This is a genomic window from Variovorax sp. 679, from assembly GCF_003952185.1.
In the GTDB taxonomy this organism is placed as follows: domain Bacteria; phylum Pseudomonadota; class Gammaproteobacteria; order Burkholderiales; family Burkholderiaceae_C; genus Variovorax.
Genome location: NZ_RXFS01000024.1, coordinates 24,194 through 38,616, shown reverse-complemented (window position 1 = coordinate 38,616; position 14,423 = coordinate 24,194). Strand labels below are relative to the sequence as shown.

The following is a 14,423-nucleotide window of genomic DNA, read 5'->3' as shown; positions in this document are numbered from 1 at the left end:
CGGTCGGTCCTTCAGCGAGCGGGAGCAGGGGCGGAAGCGGGGGCAGCTGGCGCGGCCGCCGGAGGCCGCCAGTCGGAAGCCTTGACCTCCTTGCCGGGCGCGGCGCCCTGCAGGCCGCTCACGATCACGCGGTCGCCCGCGGCGAGACCGCTGGTGACGATCCAGTCGCTGCCGCGCGCCGTGTTGGCCTGCACGTTCTTGCGCAGCACCTTCGAGTCGGGGCCGACCACGAGCGCGTAGGCACCGACCGTGTCGCGCAGGATCGCGCGCTGCGGAATCAGGAACACCTGCTTCTGCTCGCCCAGTTCGGCGGACAGCGTGACGTACAGGCCGGGCAGCAGCGTCTGCTGCGGGTTGGGCAGCCGCGCACGCAGGTTGACCGCGCCGGTGGCGGCGTTCACCACGGCGGCGGTGAAGTCCAGCGTGCCGGGGTGCTCGTACGGCGCGCCGTTGGGCAGCCTGACCTTCACCTGCACCTGGTTCTGCTGCGCGAGCGCGACCCGGCCCTGCGACTGCGCCTGCCGCAGCGCCATCAGCTCGTCGGCGCTCACCGTGAAGTTGACGTACAGCGGATCGATCTGCTGCACGGTGGCCAGCAGCGTGCCGTTGGCGCCTCCGTCGCTGGTGCCGTTGCCCACCACCGCGCCCACGGTGAGCTGCTGCTGGCCGGCAATGCCGTCGATGGGCGAGGTCACCTTGGTGTAGCCGAGGTTGAGCCGCGCGGTGGCCACGGCAGCCTCGTCTGCGCGCACCCTGGCGGCGGCGCTGCGCTCGGCGGCGTCGGTGTTGTCCACCGCCTGCTGCGAGACCGAGCCCACGGGCAGCAGCTGGCGGTTGCGCTGCGCCGTCACGCGGGCGTTGGCCAGCGTGGCCTGGTCCTGCGCGAGCACGGCCAGCGCGTTGTCCAGTTGCGTGCGGTAGAAGCCGGGGTCGATCTCGAACAGCACCTGCCCCTGCCTGACGTTGGCGCCTTCCACGTAGGTGCGGCGTTGCAGTACGCCCGACACACGGGCGGTGACGTTGGCGCTCAGGAAAGGCGAGAGCCGGCCGACCAGGTCCTTGACCAGCGGCACGTCGCGCGGCTGCGCGGTGACGATGCCGACCTCGGGCGGCGGTGGGGCAGGCGGGGTTGCCTGCTGGCCGCAGGCCGCGAGCAGCGTCGCGGCCAGTGCGATGCCGGCCGTGAGGCGCCAGCGCGTCGATGAATGGAGATGGTGGAGGCGCATGGCGGCTAGGGCGTCGTGTGCGGTGTTGCGGGTGTGGAGGAAGAAGCTGTGGCAGAGGAGGCGGGAGCAGGGGCGCCCTGGGTGTCGTCCCATTGCCAGCCGCCGCCGAGGTTCCTGATCAGCGTGACGCTGCTCTGCGTGAGCAGCCCCTGCGTATCGCGCAGGTTCTGCTCGGCGGTGAGAAGCGCGAGCTGCTGGCTCAGCAGGTCGAGTTCGCTGGTGCTGCCGGCGCTGCGCTGCGCGCGCGCACTGGCGAACAGCTGCTGGTTGCGCTGCAGGATGCCGGCGAAGGCGCTGGCCTGGTTCTGCAGTTGCTGATAGGAGGCGAGGCTGTCCTCCACGCTCTGGAACGCGCCCAGCACGGTCTGCCGGTAGTTGGCCGCGCTCTGGTCGTAGCCGGCGCGCGCGCTTTCCAGCGCGGCGCTGCGTGCACCGCCGTCGAACAGGGTGCCGGCCAGTGCGGGGCCCACTGTCCAGAAACGGTGCGGCGCGGTGAAGAGCTGCGCCAGGCTGTTGTTGCGGTAGCCGGCCTGGGCCGACAGCGTGAGCGAGGGGAAGAAGGCCGCCTGCGCGACGCCGATGCGCGCATTGGCGGCAGCCGCGTTGCGCTCCGCCGCCACCACGTCGGGGCGGCGCTGCAGCAGCTGCGAGGGCAGGGCCAGCGGGACGGGCGGCAGCGCGAAGCGGTAGTCCGGCTGCGCGGCGATCGCAAAGGCCGCCGGAGGCACGCCGGTCAGCACCGCGATCGCATGCTCGTACTGGGCGCGTGCGGCGCGCGAGGCGGCCAGGGTGGCGATGGCCGCCGCCAGGTTGTCCTGCGCCACCAGCACCTGGTCGGCGGCGACCAGGCCATGCTGGAAGCTGGCGCGGGTCATCTCGAGCACGCGTGCGCGGATGCGCTCCTGCTGGCCCAGCAGCGCGATGTCGATGTCGAGCTGGCGCAGCGCGAAATAGCTGTTGGCCAGCGTCGCGGCGATGGACAGCCGCTGCCCCGCCAGCAGTGCGCCCGAAGCCTGCGCGCTGCCACGGCTGGCTTCGACCTGGCGCCGCACCTCGCCCCACAGGTCGGGCTCCCAGCTGGCCGTGGCGCTCGCGCTGACCTGCGTGGACAGCAGGGTCGACTGCGTGCCGCTGCCCGACGAGCTGCCGCTGCTCGCGAGGTTGCGGCTGCGGCTGGCCGACGCACCGGCCGAGAGCGTGGGATAGAGGCCGGCCTCGCTCGATGCCACGGAGGCCCGCGCGGCGCGATAGGAGGCTTCGGCTGCCGCGATGTTCTGGTTGGCCGCGAGCGCCCGGTCGATCAGCGAGCCGAGTTGCTCGTCGCCGTAGGCGGTCCACCAGTTGCCGGGCAGCGCCGCCTGCGGGTCGGCCTGCGTGCGCAGCCAGGTGATGCCGTCGTCTTCCTTGAACGACGCGGGAATGTCGATGGCCGGCCGGCGGTAGTCCGGGCCGAGCATGCAGCCTCCCAGCAGGAGTGCGAGGCCCAGCGTGAGGCCCTGCGTGAGCACGGCCGCATGCTTTCGGCGTACTTGCTTGACGGGAGGCTGCGCCGGGCGAATGGCGCGACCTTTCCTTGCTTCGATGTCATTCATCGGTTTCTTCGCTTCAGGGAACGAGCGGGCAATCTATGAGCCGTGGTTTATAGAACTTTTATGCAACTGTTAGGCCAGCGTTAAGGCCGGGCGTGCCGAGACCGCTCCGACTGCACGCATGGTTGTTCATGTGGTCGCAGGCTGCGAGGCGTATAAGTGCGCGTCGGCCTCCGGCCGGCAAGTCCCGCGCCGGCCAGAGCCAGGAAGAGAAAAAGAGCGGACGCCGGTGCGGTCATCCACACACGCGGGAAGGTCATCAATCATGAGCAACAAACCGACAGTCGTTCTGGTCCATGGGTTCTGGGGTGGCGCGGCACACTGGGCGAAAGTCATCGTGGAGCTTTCGCGCAAGGGCCACACGGGAATCAGGGCGGTCGAGATGCCGCTGACCTCGCTGGCCGACGATGCCGAGCGGCTGCGCAAGATGGTGGTCCAGGTGGGCGGGCCGGTGTTGCTCGTCGGCCATTCGTACGGCGGCGCGGTCATCACGCAGGCGGGCGACCTGCCCAACGTGACGGGGCTGGTCTACATCGCGGCCTTCGCGCCCGATGCGGGCGAAAGCCCCGGCGGCATCACGCAGGAGCACCCGCCGGTGGCCGTGCCCAACCTGGCGCCCGACAGCGACGGCTACCTGTGGGTCAAGCCCGAGAAGTTCCACGAGAGCTTCTGCCAGGACCTCACGCCCGAGGAAGGCCTGGTGATGGGCGTGACGCAGAAGGCGCCGGTCGCCAGCACCTTCGGCGACACGATCACCGCGCCCGCGTGGAAGAAGAAGCCGTCGTGGTATCAGATCTCCAGCGACGACCGCATGATCGCGCCGGCCAACCAGGAGCGCATGTCGGCGCGGCTGGGTGCGAAGAAGGTCATCACGCTGGCGGCGAGCCATGCCTCGCTGGCTTCGAAGCCGGTCGAGGTGGCGGCACTGATCGACGAGGCGGCGAGCGCCGCCTGATAGCGCCGCCGGCGGTTCAGGACGCGCACTCTCCAGTGCGCGTGCGCTGCCGCCGCGCGCCGGCTTGTTACCCGATTGCGGCGACCGAGCCCGCGGCCGCGATCACCATCAGCACCGCCACGGCGATCACCGCGAAGAAGCCCTTGTCGAACGCCGCGTGCGCGAGCGACACGAGCTGCGTCGCCGCATGCGCCGGCAGGCTCTCCGCGGCCAGCAGCGCGGCGTCGATGCCGTCGCTGGCCGAGGCTGGCACCGCCAGCGTGCGCGGAATGACCAGCGCGGCCGTGTAGCTCGACGAGAGCACGCTGCCCAGCAGCGCCACGCCGAGCACGCTGCCCAGTTCGTACGACACCTCCTCGACCGACGCGGCCATGCCCGCGCGGTCTTCCGGCGCGTTGTTCATGACGGCGTTGGAGGCCGCCGTCATGGTGGCTCCGACGCTCATGCCCAGCAGCGCCAGCACCGCCAGCACCGCCAGCCTCGGGAGGCCCGACGCGTCGACGGTTAATGCCAGCCCGAAGAGCGCCACGGCGGTGGTCGCAAGGCCCAGCACGATGATGCGGCGCGAGCCGATGCGCGAGAGCATCAGGCCTGCGGCGGGCCCCGCCACGAAGGCGGCCAGCGGAATCGGCAGGATGGCCAGGCCCGCCTGCAGCGGCGTGAGGCCCGTCACCAGTTGCAGCCGCTGGCTGAACACCAGCTCGACGCCCACCAGCGCCGCCGAGGCCACGGTGGCCGCGATCACGCCGCTGGAGAAGTGCGGATTGCGGAACAGGCTGAAGTCGATCAGCGGTGCCGCGCTGCGGCGCTGGCGCCGCACGAAAAGCAGCATGGCGACGACCGACAGCGTGCCACTCGTCATGGCCATCGCGAACGAGGGCTCGGGTTTCGCGAACTCCTTGATCGTGAGCACCAGGCAGACCAGCGCGGCCAGCACCTGCACCGATCCGATGAAGTCCCACGGCCTGTGGTTGGCCGTGCGCTGGTCCGGGAGCAGCCACAGGCCCAGCACCAGCGACACCATCACCACCGGCACGTTGATGAGGAAGACAGAGCCCCACCAGAAGTACTCGAGCAGGACGCCGCCCACCACCGGGCCGAGCGCGGCGCCGCCGAAGGCCACCGCAGCCCAGACGCCGATGGCCAGCGCGCGCTCGCGGTCGTCGGTAAAGGCAAGGCGGATGATCGCCAGCGTGGCCGGCATCATCATCGAGGCGCCGAGGCCCAGGAAGGCGCGCGCGGCGATGAGCGAGCCCGCGCCCGGCGCGTAGGCCGCGCACAGCGAGGCCACGCCGAACACGGCCAGTCCCGCGATGAACATGCGCTTGTAGCCCACGCGGTCGCCCAGCGCGCCCATGCCCAGCAGGAAGCCGGAGACGACGACGGTGTAGGCGTTGATGATCCAGAGCTTCGCCGAGGCCGACGCGCCGAGATCGTGCGTGAGCCTGGGCAGCGCGGTGTAGAGCACGGTCATGTCGATCACGATCAGCAGCAGCGCCGTCGAGACGATCAGCAGCGTGATCCACTTTCTTGTGTTGTTCGTCATGGCTCAGGCCTCCAGTTCCTTGAGCATCGTGATGGACACGGGCGTGCACCCGCGTGCCTCGAAGAAGCCATGGGCGCTTTCGTTGCCGATGCCGCTTTCGAGAAAGATGCGCTGGATGCCGCGCTGCCGCAGCTGGTCGCAGATCCAGTCGAACATCAGTCCGCCAACGCCGCTGCCCTGGCGGGACGCATCGACGACGATGTCGTCGAGCGTGGCGAAGGCGCGCGAGGCCAGCCGGGCCTCGTCGATGGAAACAAATGCGATGCCAAGCAGGGCACCGTCGTCGCCGTCGTGCGCGGTCGCGATCAGCGTGTTCGACGCGTCGGCGGGTTGGGCGAGGGCGTGGCGCACCTGCGCGCCCAGCACCTCGGGCAGGTCGGAGCGCCATTCGCCGATGGCGACGGCGCGCTGCTCCTGCAGCTCGGAGTGGGAGATGTAGCGGGGGCTCAGTTGCTTCATGAACAACTCGACGATGGCCCGCTCCTTGGTGGAATCGCTGCACCACTCGATTTGCAGCGGAGCCTTGGTTTGACGGGAGTTTTTTTGCATGGGCGCCATGTTGCGCCATTAAAATGGATGGATAAAGATGAAATCCATCTGAAAACAAGATGGATGGAGTTCGGGAATACCGTATGGAATGGACCGTCGATCAACTGCGCCAGTTCGTGACCACCGCCGAGTGCGGTTCGTTCTCGGCCGCTGCGCGCCACCTGGGCAAGGCGCAGTCGGCCGTGAGCACCGCCATCGGCCTGCTCGAAGTCGACCTGGGCGTGGCGCTCTTCGACCGCTCGCGCAGGAATGCGCAGTTGTCGGAGGCGGGGCAGGTGCTGCTGCTGGAGGCGCGAGAGCTGCTGCGCCAGGCCGAGCAGCTCGACCAGCGCGCTCGCTCGCTCAATGCGGGCAACGAGGCTGCGCTGTCGCTGGCGCTCGACGAGGCGCTGCCGTATACCGCCATCGCCACGTTGATGCGCGAGATCTCGGTCAAATTCCCCAGCCTCGAACTCACGCTGCTCAATGGCACCGCCACCGAGGTGGCCGACTACGTGGAGCAGGAGCGCGCCAGCGTCGCCTTCCATTTCGACAGGGGCCCGGTGCGCGAGAGCTTCGACCAGCGGCACATCGGCACCGTGCCGCAGGGGGTGTTCGTCGCCAATGGCCACCCGCTGGCCGACGGGCGCGTCGTGCGACGCAAGGACCTGGCCCGGCACAGGCAACTGCTGATGCATGCCGACGACGTGCACGAGGTGGCCTACAGCCCCAGGGTGTGGCGTTCCGACAGCTTCTACAGCACGGCCGAGATGGTGGCCGACAAGCTGGGCTGGGCGGTGCTGCCCGTCAACATCGCGCACTACGAGGGCTTCAGGCAGGCGCTGCAGGAGGTGCCTTGCCCCTCGCTGGCGCTGCCGAGGCTGTCGGTGCGCATGCTGTGGCTGCAGGGGCGGCAGCTCGGCGCGACGGCGAGCTACGTGCAGAAGCGCTTCACCGAGCTGCTGCGCGACACGCCGGCGTGACTGTCCGCCGCGCGCCGCGAACGAACTACCGCAGCACGCGCCCGTCGGCCGAGATGCTGATCAGGTCGATGTTGCGCACGCTGTCGCGCAGGCCCGGGCGCAGGTTGATGCGGAAGCCGCCCACGTCGTAGTCGGTCATGCCCGACATCACGCGCTGCAGGCTCGCGGTGTTGAAGCCCTTGCCCGCGCGGCGCACCGCCTCGCCGGCGGCCTTGGCCGCGATGAATCCTTCGAGGCCCTCGTACGACGCGGTCTGGTCGGAGTTGTCCACGGCCGCGAGGTATTCCTTGACGATCGGAATGGCCGAGGGCCGCGGCGAGGGCACCACCTGCGAGATCACGATGCCGCCGATGTCCTTGCCGAGCGTGGCGTAGAGCGGGTCGATGCCGACGATCGAGAAGGCCATGAAGCTGCCCGCATAGCCGCTCTTGCGCAGCTTGCGGATGGCATTGGCGGTGGTGCCCGAGAGCGACACCAGCACGATGGCCTGCGGCGACTGCTTCTGCACTTCCTTCAGCGCCGCGTCGAGCTTGTCGCCCGTGGCCGGCACCAGAGCCGACGCGACCAGCGGCGTGAGCCTGAGCTCGGTGATGGCCTGTTCCACGGCCGCGAGCCCGGCGCGGCCCATGGCATCGTCGTCGCCCACCAGCGCGACGCGCGTCTGTCCCACGGTGGCGCATTGCTTCACGATCTTCATCGCCTCGTCGATCATGCCGGGGCGCACGTGGAACACGTTGGGATGGTCGGCGCCGCGCAGCGTGTCGGAGGCGGCGAAGGGCGCGAACAGCAGGCTGCCCTGCTGCGTGGCGACGTTCGCGCCGGCCTCGCTGCTGGCCGTGCCGACGAAGCCGAAGAGCATGTCGGCCTTGTCGGTGCCGAGCAGGGTGCGTGCGTTGGCCGTGGCGCGGGCCGCGTCATAGCCGTCGTCGAGTTGCAGCAGCTTCAGCTGCAGGCCACTGGCGGCGTTGCGTTCGTTGAAGCTGCTCACCGCGAGGCGGCTGCCGGCGGCGAAGGCGGTGCCGATTTCTGAAGCACTGCCCGTCAGCGGCACCGATTGCCCGAGCAGCACGACGCGCGCTCCGCCCGCCGCTGGCGCCCGCGTGGCTTGCGCCATGGCGGAGTGGGTAACCCCGATGCCGCTTCCCAGCATCAGCGCGCCACATGCCTTGCCCAACCATTCCCTGCGTGACCTGTTCATTGGACACCTTCTTTCACATTAGTAAAAAAGTGTAGCAATATCGGGGCCAGGGGGAAAGGCGGGAAGCGCGAGGGGGAATCAGCCTCCGGAGACGTAGGTTGCGAGGTGTTCGCCGGTCAGCGTGGAGCGCTTCGCGACGAGGTCGGCCGGCGTACCTTCGAAGACGACCCGGCCGCCGTCGTGGCCTGCGCCGGGGCCGAGGTCGATGAGCCAGTCGGCATGCGCCATCACGGCCTGGTGGTGCTCGACCACGATGACCGACTTGCCCGCATCCACGAGCCGGTCGAGCAGCCCGAGCAGCTGCGCCACGTCGGCAAGGTGCAGGCCTGCGGTCGGCTCGTCGAGCACGTAGATGTCGCCTTTCTCCGCCATCTGCGTGGCCAGCTTGAGCCGTTGCCGTTCGCCGCCCGAGAGCGTGGTGAGCGGCTGCCCGAGTCTGAGATAGCCCAGCCCCACGTCGGCCAGCCGCTGCAGGATGGCGTGCGCGGCCGGTGTGCGCGCCTTGCCCTCGCCGAAGAAGGCGAAGGCCTCGTCCACCGGCATTGCCAGCACCTCGCTGATGTCGCGCCCGCCGAAGCGGTACTCCAGCACCGAGGCCTGGAAGCGCTTGCCGCCGCATTCCTCGCAGGTGGTGGCGACGCCGGCCATCATCGCCAGGTCGGTGTAGACGACGCCCGCGCCGTTGCAGGTGGGGCAGGCACCTTCGGAGTTGGCGCTGAATACCGCCGGCTTCACGCCGTTGGCCTTCGCGAAGGCATTTCGGATCGGGTCGAGCAGCCCGGTGTAGGTTGCAGGGTTGCTGCGCCGCGAGCCGCGGATGGCGCCCTGGTCGATGCTCACCACGCCTGCTCCGGCCGGAATCGATCCGTGCACCAGCGAGCTCTTGCCCGAGCCCGCCACGCCGGTGACGACCGCGAGCACGCCGAGCGGAATGTCGACGTTCACCTTGCGCAGGTTGTGCGCCGTCGCGCCGCGGATCTCGAGCTTGCCGGCCGGCTTGCGCACCTTCTTCTTCAGCGTGGCCCGGTCGTCCAGATGACGGCCGGTGACCGTGCCGCTGGCGCGCAGCCCCTCGACGCTGCCCTCGAAGCACACGCTGCCGCCCGCCGTGCCCGCGCCCGGGCCGAGGTCGACGACGTGGTCCGCGATGGCGATGACCTCCGGCTTGTGCTCCACGACCAGCACCGTGTTGCCCTTGTCGCGCAGCCTCAGCAGCAGGCCGTTCATGCGCTGGATGTCGTGGGGATGCAGGCCGGTGGTCGGTTCGTCGAAGACGTAGGTGACGTCGGTGAGCGAGGATCCGAGGTGCCGGATCATCTTCGTGCGCTGCGCCTCGCCGCCGGAGAGCGTGCCCGAGGGCCGATCGAGCGAGAGGTAGCCCAGCCCGATCTCCACGAAGGAATCGAGCGTCGCCGCCAGCGCCTCGAGCAGCGGCGCCACCGAGGGCTCCTTCAGGCCGCGTGCCCACACTGCCAGGTCGCTGATCTGCATCGCGCAGGCATCGGCGATGTTGATGCCCTTGACCTTCGACGAGCGCGCGGCCGCGCTGAGCCGCGTGCCGTTGCATTCGGGGCAGGTAGAGAAGGTCACGACGCGGTCGACGAAGGCACGCACATGCGGCTGCATCGCTTCAACGTCCTTCGCCAGGAATGACTTCTGGATCGTCGGGATCAGCCCCGCGTAGGTGAGGTTGATGCCCTCGACCTTGATCTTCGTGGCCTCCTTGTAGAGCAGGTCGTGCAGCTCGTTCTTCGTGAACTTGCGGATCGGCTTGTCGGCGTCGAAGAAGCCGCAGCCACGGAAGATGCGGCCGTACCAGCCGTCCATGCTGTAGCCGGGAATCTTGAGCGCGCCCTCGTTGAGCGACTTGCCGTCGTCGTAGAGCTGCGACAGGTCGAAGTCGGTGACGGAGCCCCGGCCCTCGCAGCGTGGGCACATGCCGCCGATGCGATTGAAGGTTTCCTTCACGGTCTTCGTCTTCGCGCCGCGCTCGATGGTGATGGCACCGGCCGCACTGACCGAAGGCACGTTGAAGGCGAACGCACCCGGCGGGCCGATGTGCGGCTTGCCCAGGCGGCTGAACAGGATGCGCAGCATCGCGTTGGCGTCGGTGGCGGTGCCCACGGTGGAGCGCGGGTCGGCGCCCATGCGCTGCTGGTCGACGATGATGGCGGTGGTCAGGCCGTCGAGCACGTCGACATCCGGCCGCGACAGCGTGGGCATGAAGCCCTGCACGAAGGCGCTGTAGGTCTCGTTGATGAGCCGCTGCGACTCGGCCGCGATGGTGCCGAACACCAGCGAACTCTTGCCCGAGCCCGAGACGCCGGTGAACACCGTCAGCCTGCGCTTCGGGATCTCGATGCTGATGTCCTTCAGGTTGTTCTCGCGCGCGCCGTGCACGCGGATCATGTCGTGGCTGTCGGCGGCGTGCTGCGCGGAGGGCGCAGTCGTCGCTGCTTTCGCTGTCTTCGTCGCGGTCGTGGTCTTCCTTGCTACCTTCGTGCTCATCGGTTCTCCGCCTCAGCGCAGTTGCTGGATGCGGATCATGCTGCCCGCGGGGTCGCGTACCGCGCAGTCGCGAACGCCGTAGGGCTGGTCGGTCGGCTCCTGCACGATCTCGGTGTCGCTGGCCTGCAGCTTCGCGAAGGTGCCTTCGAGGTCGGGCGTGGCCAGCAGGATGGCGGCGTAGGTGCCCTTGGCCATCATCTCGGCGATGGTGCGGCGCTCTTCGTCGGTGATGCCGGGGTAGGCGGCCGGCGGCGCCAGCACGATGGACACGGCGGGCTGGCCCACCGGGCCGACCGTGATCCAGCGCATGCCGCCGTATCCGACGTCGTTGCGAACCTCGAAGCCGAGCAGGTCGCGGTAGAAGGCGAGGGAGGCTTCGGGGTCGTTGTGCGGAAGAAAGCTGGCGTGGATGCTGAGGTTCATGGTGGTCGTCCGGTCGGTGTGTTGTCGAGGAGCGCTCAGTCTAGATGTGGCTCCACCACCGGCGCTTCTCGATTCCTGATCGGTCGCGTGACCTGCTTCGCCACGCACGAGGGCAATCCCGCGGTCTGCAGCGCGGCCTCGCGCTTGTAGGCGCTGGGCGGCATGCCCACCAGCTCCGTGAAGCGCGTGCTGAAGGTGCCCAGCGACGAACAGCCGACCTCGAAGCAGACGTCGGTGACGCTCAGGTCGCCGCGGCGCAGCAGCGCCATCGCGCGCTCGATGCGCCGCGTCATCAGGTAGGAATAGGGCGACTCGCCATACGCGAGCTTGAACTGGCGGCTGAGATGGCCCGCCGACATGTGCACGCCGAAGGCGAGGGCTTCGACGTCCAGGGGCTGCGCGTAGTCGCGGTCGATGCGGTCGCGAACGCGGCGCAAGCGGGCGAGTTCGCGCAGGTGCAGTTGCTCGGCGTCGGGTTTGCTGCTGGTCATCCGCGGGATCGTGCCATGCCGGACCGGCAGGCTCAACCCGGCAGCCCCGGCGGGCGGGGCCGGCGCGGGGAAAGGATCAGGCCTTGCGCTCGAACACCAGGTCCCACACCCCGTGGCCCAGCTTGATGCCGCGGTTCTCGAACTTGGTGAGCGGACGGTAGTCGGGCTTGGGCGCGTAGCCCTCGGCCGTGTTGCGCAGCAGCGGCTCGGCGGCGAGCACTTCGAGCATCTGCTCGGCGTAGGGCTGCCAGTCGGTGGCGCAATGGATGTAGCCGCCGGGGCGCAGGTGCTGCGCGAGCTTGGTCACGAAGCCGGGCTGGATCAGGCGGCGCTTGTTGTGGCGCTTCTTGTGCCATGGGTCAGGAAAGAACACGTGCACGCCGGCCAGCGTGCCGGGCTGCAGCATGTGGTCGAGCACGTCGACCGCGTCGTGCGCGCAGATGCGGATGTTCGACAACTGCTGCTCGCCGATGCGCTTGAGCAGCGCACCCACGCCGGGCTCGTGCACCTCGCAGCAGAAGAAATTGGTGTCGGGCAGCACCGTCGCGATGTGCGCGGTGGCCTCGCCCATGCCGAAGCCGATCTCCAGCACGGTCGGGCCGGCGCGGCCGCCGAAGGCGGCAGTGAGGTCGACCGGCTCGGGCTTGTAGGGCACGAGGTAGAGCGGGCCCAGTTCGGAGAAGGCGCGTGCCTGGCCCTCGGTGGTGCGGCCGCCGCGCTTGACGAAGCTCTTGAGGCGGCGGTGCAGCGGATGGGGCTTGGAGTCCTCGTCGTCGCTGGGTGGGAGGTCGTTGGACACGGTATCGGAAAGGTTCATCACGGCCGCGAATTGTAGAGATCGCGCCATTCGGGCACCCAGCCGGCCAGTGCCGCCGGGCAGTCCGTGGCCGTGGCGGGGTGCAGGCCCAGCGCCCGCGCGGCGGCGTCGAGCGCTGCCAGCGCGGCGGCTGGTGAGTCCGTGTCGATGGAGGTGGCGCCGTTCTGCTTCGAGAGCTTGTCGCCGTCCGCGCCGCGCACCAGCGGCGTATGAAGATAGCTCGGCGTGGGAAAGCCCAGCGCGCGCTGCAGCAGGATCTGGCGCGCGGTGTTGTCGGTGAGGTCCTCGCCGCGCACCACGTCGGTCACGCCCTGTTCGGCGTCGTCGACCACCACGGCGAGCTGGTAGGCCCAGGGACCGTCGGCGCGGCGCAGCACGAAGTCGCCGACTTCTCGGCTCACGTTCTGGCACTGGCGGCCGAGGCGCCGGTCGACGAAGCAGAGATCGCCGGCGGCGGCTGCCGCGTCATCGCCGTCTTCCTCCCAGGGCACCCCGGGCGTGGGTGGGCGGTCGGTCTCGAACTTCTCGGTGGCAAAGCGCCAGGCGCGTGCGGGCTTGCCGTGCAGCCCGTCGCGGCAGGTGCCGGGGTAGACGCGCTCGCCGTGGCGCTCGTGATGCTGGCCCAGCCGCGCGAGAGCCTGGTTGATGTCCTTGCGCGAGCAGCCGCAGGGGTAGGCCAGGCCGCGCGCCTTCAGCCGGGCCAGCGCGACGTCGTAGCGGTCGGTGCGCGCGGTCTGCCACACGGGAGGCTCGTCAGGCAGCAGGGCGCAGTCGGCCAGTTGCTGGAGGATGTGTTCGCCCATGCCGGGCAGGCAGCGCTCGGTGTCGGCGTCCTCGATGCGGATCAGCCAGCGCGCCTGAGGGCCGCGCGCGCGCACGTCGAGCCAGCTCGCAAGCGCGGCCACCAGCGAGCCCGCGTGCAGCGGGCCGGTGGGCGAAGGCGCGAAGCGGCCGGTCTCCCTCATCTCCCGGTCAGATCACGTCGAGCGCGAGCGACAGGCCCGAGAGGAAGGCGTCTTCCACGCGGTGGCCGGTGCACCAGTCGCCGGCCACGCCGATGCGGGCCTTGGCGTCCCAGAGGTGCGTGGTGCCCACGGGCACCTGCGTCTGCGCTTCGTTCCAGCACAGGGCCTGGGCGTGAGCGGGCGTGGCATGGATGCCCGTGATCTCGGAGAAGGCGCGCAGCAGCTTGGCCTCGACGCGTGCGGGCGTGTCGCGCAGATGTTCCTGCGACCACGTCGCGCTGGCCTGCAGCGTCCAGCGCTCCACCTGCTCGCGGCCGGGCTTGGACGATTCGCGCGCCAGCCACGCCACGCGGTGGTGCGTGCTGCGCGCCGCGTTCCACTGCGGACCGAGGTGCGACATGTTGGGCTGGTTGGCCTGGGGGTAGGCGATCATCAGCGTCCAGCAGGGCGCGATGCTCACGGGTTCGATCTTGCGGGCGAGCGTGGCCGAGAGCTTGCCGTCGCCCAGCAGCGCGCGGGCGCCGGCGGGCGGCACGGCGAGCAGCACGGCGTCGAAGCCCGAGTACACGTGGCGCGAGTCGTCGGCGCCCGTTGTACGGAGTTGCCAGCGCTTCGGGTCGAGCGCATCGGGCTCGATCTGCGTGACCTGCGTGCCGGTGACGAGGCTGTCGCCCAGCGGTGCCGCCCAGTGGGCCGCCAGCGCGTCCATGCCGGGCTGCGCCACCCAGTGCGGTTCGAGCGAGGGCAGGGCCGCCTCGGCCACGCGGCCGTGGGCGTCGAGCACGCGCACGAGGTTGGCGCTCCAGCGCTTGCAGACGCCGGGCGCGTTTTCAAGTGCCAGGGCAAAGCGCGGATCGCGCACGGTGAAGTACTGCGCGCCGCTGTCGAAGCGGCCGAATGCGGTGTCGATGCTCGCCATGCGCCCGCCGGCCGTGGCCTCGCGTTCGAACAGCGTGACCTTGTGGCCGGCCTGGACCAGCGTTCGTGCACAAGCCACCCCTGCGATGCCGGCGCCGACGACGGCGTAATGGCGCGACGGGCGCGGGGTGGCGGGGGTTCGGTGGCGGACGGCGGGCTTTGCAGTTGCGCGAGTGCTCATGTCGGACTCTTTTCTTCTGGATGGAATGCGGATGGATGTGTCTGCACTCTACATCGGTCCGGCAGCGGCTCCGCCTGAGGGCACACCCTTAGCGG

At 69.7% G+C, this 14,423-nt stretch carries 13 protein-coding genes; 2 read left to right on the top strand and 11 right to left on the bottom strand.

Going from position 1 to position 14,423, the window contains the following annotated elements:
- Nucleotides 1–11: 11 nt before the first annotated feature.
- Nucleotides 12–1,226, bottom strand: coding sequence for an efflux RND transporter periplasmic adaptor subunit (locus EJO71_RS33560; RefSeq protein ID WP_125952942.1), 1,215 nt, complete (start codon nt 1,224–1,226; stop codon nt 12–14).
- 5 nt (nt 1,227–1,231) lie between these two features.
- Complete coding sequence (locus tag EJO71_RS33555) at nt 1,232–2,818, bottom strand: efflux transporter outer membrane subunit (RefSeq protein WP_125952943.1); 1,587 nt, start codon at nt 2,816–2,818, stop codon at nt 1,232–1,234.
- 262 nt (nt 2,819–3,080) lie between these two features.
- On the opposite strand from EJO71_RS33555, the gene EJO71_RS33550 reads away from it, so the two are divergent.
- Nucleotides 3,081–3,770, top strand: coding sequence for an alpha/beta hydrolase (locus tag EJO71_RS33550; RefSeq protein ID WP_125952944.1), 690 nt, complete (start codon nt 3,081–3,083; stop codon nt 3,768–3,770).
- A 67-nt stretch (nt 3,771–3,837) separates the two neighbouring features.
- Here EJO71_RS33550 and EJO71_RS33545 read toward each other — a convergent pair whose 3' ends face one another.
- Nucleotides 3,838–5,316 (bottom strand): MFS transporter, encoded by a 1,479-nt coding sequence (locus EJO71_RS33545; protein ID WP_125952945.1) that lies wholly within the window; start codon nt 5,314–5,316, stop codon nt 3,838–3,840.
- 3 nt (nt 5,317–5,319) lie between these two features.
- Entirely contained in the window at nt 5,320–5,865 is a 546-nt protein-coding gene (locus tag EJO71_RS33540) for a GNAT family N-acetyltransferase (RefSeq protein ID WP_125952946.1), read from the bottom strand.
- Between the two features lie 83 nt (nt 5,866–5,948).
- Between EJO71_RS33540 and EJO71_RS33535 the strand changes: the two genes are divergently transcribed.
- Nucleotides 5,949–6,827, top strand: a complete 879-nt coding sequence (locus EJO71_RS33535; RefSeq protein WP_125952947.1) for a LysR family transcriptional regulator — start codon at nt 5,949–5,951, stop codon at nt 6,825–6,827.
- A gap of 25 nt (nt 6,828–6,852) precedes the next feature.
- Here EJO71_RS33535 and EJO71_RS33530 read toward each other — a convergent pair whose 3' ends face one another.
- The 7 genes from EJO71_RS33530 to EJO71_RS33500 all read right to left on the bottom strand — a co-directional run bounded on the left by EJO71_RS33530 (nt 6,853) and on the right by EJO71_RS33500 (nt 14,328).
- Nucleotides 6,853–8,025 (bottom strand): ABC transporter substrate-binding protein, encoded by a 1,173-nt coding sequence (locus EJO71_RS33530; protein ID WP_125952948.1) that lies wholly within the window; start codon nt 8,023–8,025, stop codon nt 6,853–6,855.
- 78 nt (nt 8,026–8,103) lie between these two features.
- A complete protein-coding gene (locus EJO71_RS33525; RefSeq protein WP_125952949.1) occupies nt 8,104–10,533 on the bottom strand; it encodes an excinuclease ABC subunit UvrA in 2,430 nt (809 codons plus the stop codon).
- A gap of 12 nt (nt 10,534–10,545) precedes the next feature.
- A complete protein-coding gene (locus tag EJO71_RS33520) occupies nt 10,546–10,956 on the bottom strand; it encodes a VOC family protein (RefSeq protein WP_093202862.1) in 411 nt (136 codons plus the stop codon).
- A gap of 35 nt (nt 10,957–10,991) precedes the next feature.
- On the bottom strand, nt 10,992–11,447 hold the full coding sequence (locus EJO71_RS33515) for a helix-turn-helix transcriptional regulator (protein WP_125952950.1): 456 nt from the start codon (nt 11,445–11,447) through the stop codon (nt 10,992–10,994).
- Between the two features lie 76 nt (nt 11,448–11,523).
- Nucleotides 11,524–12,264, bottom strand: a complete 741-nt coding sequence (trmB, locus tag EJO71_RS33510) for a tRNA (guanosine(46)-N7)-methyltransferase TrmB (protein WP_125952951.1) — start codon at nt 12,262–12,264, stop codon at nt 11,524–11,526.
- Entirely contained in the window at nt 12,264–13,229 is a 966-nt protein-coding gene (gene gluQRS, locus EJO71_RS33505; protein ID WP_125952952.1) for a tRNA glutamyl-Q(34) synthetase GluQRS, read from the bottom strand. Before gluQRS ends, trmB begins: the two co-directional genes overlap by 1 nt.
- A 7-nt stretch (nt 13,230–13,236) precedes the next feature.
- Nucleotides 13,237–14,328 carry an FAD-dependent oxidoreductase gene (locus tag EJO71_RS33500; RefSeq protein WP_125952953.1) on the bottom strand — a complete coding sequence of 364 codons (1,092 nt, stop codon included), beginning with the start codon at nt 14,326–14,328 and terminating at the stop codon, nt 13,237–13,239.
- Nucleotides 14,329–14,423 lie beyond the last annotated feature (95 nt).